Source organism: Mucilaginibacter sp., from assembly GCF_036383575.1.
Classification (GTDB): domain Bacteria; phylum Bacteroidota; class Bacteroidia; order Sphingobacteriales; family Sphingobacteriaceae; genus Mucilaginibacter.
This window is the reverse complement of the sequence record NZ_DASVOB010000824.1, coordinates 1-5,445: the sequence shown is the minus strand read 5'-3', so window position 1 is coordinate 5,445 and position 5,445 is coordinate 1. Positions and strand designations below refer to the sequence as shown.

Here is a 5,445-nt window from a genome sequence, read left to right as displayed (position 1 = left end):
TACTTTTTTATTTTCTCTCCCCCTCTTTACGGCAAAGCCGTAGAGAGGGCGGCCCAGCGAAGCGTCGGCCGGGTGAGTCAGCTCATCGCCCTACCCCATCTCCCCAACAGCCAAAGCCCGTTTTGGTTTAGGCATTTTTTTTACCATCCGTGGTATGCCACCAGGCCCAGTATATCAGCACAAACTGTAAGGCCAGGCGCAGCCATGCTAAAAAGGGCGTAACTGTCATCGAGTTTAGTTTCATAGGCGCTTTAAATGCCATGCTTACGTGGATCTGTAAAAAAGCTATCAGCATTAAAACAATCCCCCAGGCTGCCCAGTACCGTGTTTTAGGCCAGATGAGGAGCAATCCTAAGGAGATCTCAGCAACCCCGGCCAGTATATTAACAGCCTCAGGGTAAAGCAAATTATTGGGCATCACGGCATAATAAAAGTCCGGATCCCTGAAGTGGTTCAAGCCCGCAAGCACATAAAATACAACAAGTATTACAAGGCTTATTTTTTTATACTTATCCATGCTTTAATTTACAAATATTTTGTCATATGCATCATAAAACAGTTTAAATGCTGCAAAACAAGCCGATTTTGTAATTTATAACCATTCCAAATAAGTCTGTTTGACAAAGTGTTGACATTGCATGTGCCGAATAGTGATACTTTTGTTCGGTCAAATTTTAAAACTGCTTTGAAGTATCTAAAGGTAATAGCTTTTACGCACAAACAGATTGAACTGAAGGAATTGGGTAGATTGGTGGTTTGCCAGGAAAATCTGACAGATAAACTTGCGCAGGTTAAAGAGCAGTTTAATATTCCCGAGATCTTCTACCTGGCTACCTGTAACCGTGTGGAATTTGTGATGACAACTCCGCAATCGGTTGATAAGAATTTTGCCAAAAAGTTCATAGAAGCCTTTAATACAGAGCTTTGCCATGATTCACTGAGCACTTTTATGGATAGCGCGTCTATTTATGAAGATCAGGAAGCCATGGTACACCTGTTGCGTACTTCGTGTTCGCTGGAGAGTTTGATCGTGGGTGAAAAGGAGATCCTGGCGCAGTTACGCAAAGCATATGAACATTGCAAAGAGGCCGGCCTAACCGGCGATGCCATGCGCATGATCATGAACTGTGTGGTAAAAACAGCCAAGGAAGTTTATACGCATACCAACATCTCCAAAAACCCAATCTCGGTAGTATCGCTGGCTTACCGCAAGCTTAAAGACCTTAATCTTTGCTCAAATGCCCGGATCCTGATCATCGGCGCAGGCGAAACCAACCGTAATATTTCTAAATATCTTCAAAAACATAAATTTTCAAACTTTGCGGTGTTTAACCGTACCGTGGCCAATGCCGAAAAATTAGCTGCCGATCTGGGTGGTGAAGCATTTGACCTTGAAGCTTTGAAAACTTATAACAAAGGTTTTGATGCCATCATCACCTGCACATCAGCGGTTGAGCCTATCATTACCACCGAAATATATCAATCGCTGTTAAACGGCGAAACCGGCAGGAAAACCATTGTCGACCTTGCCATCCCTAATGATACCGCTCCCGAAGTACTGGAGCAATTCCCGGTTAACTTTATCGAAGTACACTCCCTTAACGAGGTTGCCAAAAAGAACCTTCAGGAACGCTACCATGAGCTGGTACACGCCGAAGCTATTATTGAGCAAAACATTGCCGAGTTTATCATGCAGCTAAAACAGCGCCGCATTGAAGTAGCTATGCGCCAGGTTCCTGAAAAGATCAAAGAGATCCGTAACACTGCCATCAACTCTGTTTTTGCCGATGAGGTACAGGGGCTGGATGAACAATCGCGCGAGATCCTGGAAAAAGTGATCAACTACATGGAGAAAAAATATATCAGCGTACCCATGATCATGGCGAAGGATATATTGATCAATGAAAACTGATCAGTTAATTTCTCTTACTTCTGAAAAATCCCTGTATATAACTTTTTTGTGACAGATAAGGTAATTTCTTCAATAAACAAACGTTGATGGGTTTACATACCCCGTTATGTTGATCAGTTTTCCAGAACAAAACTTTAACAATTTTATCATCCCTGCCTTTCAAATAAATGAGGGCGAAATTGTTGTCATCGAGCTTTCGGGCGGAGCATTGTTTCAGCCTCTTTTATCCAAACTAAAAAGTTTGCTTACCGGTACCGTTGCTGATAGTCCTATTGAAATAAATTCGGAATTCAGGTTTGTTGAACAATTTAGGGAGAGTTTCCTTAACTACCATTTTGCCCCTGTAACCATTGGTAAGTATCATCAAAAACATGCCAATAAGGACAACCCGGTATATGAAAAGATCTACAATACCCCTTCGTTAACAAGAAACACAAAAGTAAATACCCTTGCCGGAGATGTGAGAAGAAAACTGGAGCTTTATACTACGCTTTCCTGGACAAACCATTTAATTTTTGACTTAACAAGTGCAGACCCCAAAGGAGGAACAGATCTCTTCGGCATTGTTAAACAAGCGATAACGCCTAACGGAGCCGCTATATTAATTGACCTTTGCGATGAATTTAAAGACCAATGTACTACGTTTGTTAAGGTCAATTACATCGGTGGCGATATCAGATCAGACAGCGTTAAACTGATATCAAAATCTAAATAACCCCCAATTACCGGGTGGAAAATACATCGCCACCGCAAGGCTGTGCCTTGTGGTCCGCATGCCAAGCGCAGTATTGCTATTAGAACATTAACTGCTTGAAGTTTAGCGAGGTGTAACTTCGTCCCAAATAACACTACTGTCCGAAGTTAGGGATTTCGGAGGTCTATTCCTGTAGACTGTGTCTACAGGTTACAGAAATAACCAAAGGGCCATTCTTTTCAGGATCGCAGCTTTATCAAAACATTACAAACCTTTACTCATTTCTCAAACTTTTAACGGGATTCATCATGGCAGCCTTGATCGACTGGGCGCCAATGGTCAATAGGGCTATAACAATAGCTACGATACCTGACAATGCGAACATCCACCAGCTTATTGTGATGCGGTACGCGAAATTTTGCAGCCAGTTCTCCATCAAATACCATGCAACGGGAGAGGCTACCACCAATGCCCCTAATACTATTACAACAAAATCTTTGGAAAGCATGAGGGTAATATTGGCTACACTTGCGCCAAGCACTTTCCTGATGCCGATCTCCGCTGTCCTTCTTTTGGTGGTAAATATAGTCAGTCCAAATAGTCCAATGCAGGAAATAAAGATAACGATTATCGTTGCTGCGTTAATCAGTTTTGCCGTCCGGTAATCCTTTTCATACAAAAGCGCTATCGATTCATCAAAAAAACGAAAGTCAAATATCTCTCCCGGATACATCGCTTTCCATGTTTTTTCGATCTGTGCCAGGGTTATCTTCAGTGCAGCAGCTTCTTTGCCACTAACTGCCAGCTTAAGGGCGAGGTCCTGTTGCATCTTTGGAATATTCACGATGCAAACAGGTTTAATAGTTTCGTGGAAGGATTTTTCATGAAAGTCGGCAACCACGCCCACAATGGGGTAAGGTTTGTTTTGATAAAGCAGCGTTTTGCCGATAGCTTCCTGGGGGGCACGAAACCCCAGCAAATGGAGAAAGGTTTCATTGATAACATACTCCTTTAAGCTATCTGCTGGTAAAAGGTTCCTTCCGGCAAGCAGCTTCATACCGTATAGCGACAAATAATGTTCATCGCCTGACAATTCAGGTATACGGGTCTCATTTCCGTTTATCCCATTCAATTTCAACGCAATGTTACCATCTCTGCCGTCCATAGGCGTGTACTGCTCCATGGCAACACCGGCAACGCCAGGAATTTGTTTCAATTGTTGTGCTAATACACTCATTTGTTTTGCTGGAGCCTTTCGGCTGGTTGGCAAGATGACAATGGCATCTGTATTGAACCCCATCGCTATGCCGCGGGTATAGCTTAATTGCTGATGGACGACCAAGCTACATATAATAAAAATCAGCGACAGGGTGAACTGGAAAACAATTAGTCCTTTCCTAAGCCACGAATGTCCACTACCAGGGGTTGCGGCCCCTCTAAGGTTTAAGGCCGGGGCATTGGCCGCTAATGTCCTTGCAGGGTACAAACCTGCAAACAAGCAAGTAACCAGCGTTATCGCCGATATAAAAAACAGGGTGTTAGTCTCCAGTAACTTTAAACGCAGCCCAGAAGGAATAAATGCCTTAAATGCATAAAGCACGGGGTTGATCAATAACAGTGCAATGATCAAGGCGAAAAAAGTAACCAGGAACGTTTCTACCAGGAACTGCATTATAATATTGGTCTTACTGCTACCCATTATTTTCCTGACCCCCATTTCCCTCGTGCGCTGAATTGATTGAGCAGTGGCTAAGTTAATAAAGTTGACCAAGGCCAGCAGAAGGATAAATAAGGCAGTCCCTATCATTCCGTATACTACGGGTAAGTCGGCGGTACGGATCTGGTTTTCTACAACTTCGGTATCAAAATGCACTTTGGTAATAGGTTCCAGCCATAGGTTAAGTTTAACATCCGGATTTTTAGGTGCATATGCTTTAACGATATCCGCAAACCCGGCATTGATTTTATCCAGGCTGGTACCCGGAGCAAGTTTAATAAAAGCTTGAGTGGAGATATGGTTCCAATCGTCTGCAAAAGCTTTTTTCAGGAAACTGTTCTGAACCGTGCTGTAAGAAATAAAATCAGTAAAGGCGAAGTCTGTATTTTTCTTCCAGTCTTCAACAATTCCGGAGATTTGCACACGAAGAGAGTCGTCATAAACAATTTCCCGGCCAAGCAGGCTCAGCGGATCAACATTACCAAAATACTTTTGTGCCCTACTCCGCGTAAGTACTACTTTATAGGGTTGGTTCAAAGCGGTCTGTTGGTTTCCGGCAAGCCAGTGATAACTAAAGATCTTGAAATATTGCGGCTCCGCTACTATCGTGCCCGGGTAATATGCTCCATCAATTGAGCTGTCAAATTTTTTTTCCGGCTTACCGGCCTCAGGTACACCTATCTTAGCATAATACATACTTACTGCAGAAATCGCTTCAAGACCCGGGATCTCGCTGCGTGCAGCTGCCACGGCGGAATAGGGCACTTTATTCATAACATCTTTATCCCCGGATGCGAAATGGACAGTTGTCATTATCCGATAAATGCGATCCTTGTCCGGATGGAAGGTGTCAAAGCTGAGTTCATAGCTGGAGATCAGGTAAATGACGATACATGCGCATATCCCTAATGAAAGTCCAAGGATGTTAATTGAAGTATAAATTTTATTGCGCCAAAGGATGCGCCAGGCAGTCTTGAAATAATTCCGTATCATTTGAATTGGCTATAAAATGAATGGCTTAAATATTAGTTCACTAAAATAACAGATAAATACAATGCCAATACATAATCAATTCAATATCAATTATTTAAACTAAAATAAAAAACAAACTGTATCGAAAAC

At 42.6% G+C, this 5,445-nt stretch carries 4 protein-coding genes; 2 read left to right on the top strand and 2 right to left on the bottom strand.

The features are described 5' to 3' along the window. Positions 1-127: 127 nt before the first annotated feature. Positions 128-517, bottom strand: a complete 390-nt coding sequence (locus VF500_RS29090) for a DoxX family protein (RefSeq protein WP_330863013.1) — start codon at positions 515-517, stop codon at positions 128-130. A gap of 168 nt (positions 518-685) precedes the next feature. On the opposite strand from VF500_RS29090, the gene hemA reads away from it, so the two are divergent. Further along, entirely contained in the window at positions 686-1,912 is a 1,227-nt protein-coding gene (gene hemA, locus VF500_RS29085) for a glutamyl-tRNA reductase (protein ID WP_330863012.1), read from the top strand. A 106-nt stretch (positions 1,913-2,018) separates the two neighbouring features. After that, positions 2,019-2,627: a hypothetical protein gene (locus VF500_RS29080; protein ID WP_330863011.1), complete on the top strand. Its 609-nt coding sequence runs from the start codon at positions 2,019-2,021 to the stop codon at positions 2,625-2,627. 253 nt (positions 2,628-2,880) lie between these two features. Here the strand turns inward: VF500_RS29080 and VF500_RS29075 are convergent, their stop codons facing one another. Continuing rightward, the gene (locus VF500_RS29075; protein ID WP_330863010.1) at positions 2,881-5,316 is read right to left on the bottom strand and encodes an ABC transporter permease; all 2,436 of its coding nucleotides are present in this window, start codon (positions 5,314-5,316) and stop codon (positions 2,881-2,883) included. Positions 5,317-5,445: the final 129 nt, after the last annotated feature.

Bases quoted from the DNA above. Each gene is read 5' to 3' on its own strand.
- VF500_RS29090 (WP_330863013.1), bottom strand. From the start codon at position 517: ATGGATAAGTATAAAAAAATAAGCCTTGTAATACTTGTTGTATTTTAT.
- VF500_RS29080 (WP_330863011.1), top strand. From the start codon at position 2,019: ATGTTGATCAGTTTTCCAGAACAAAACTTTAACAATTTTATCATCCCT.
- VF500_RS29075 (WP_330863010.1), bottom strand. From the start codon at position 5,316: ATGATACGGAATTATTTCAAGACTGCCTGGCGCATCCTTTGGCGCAAT.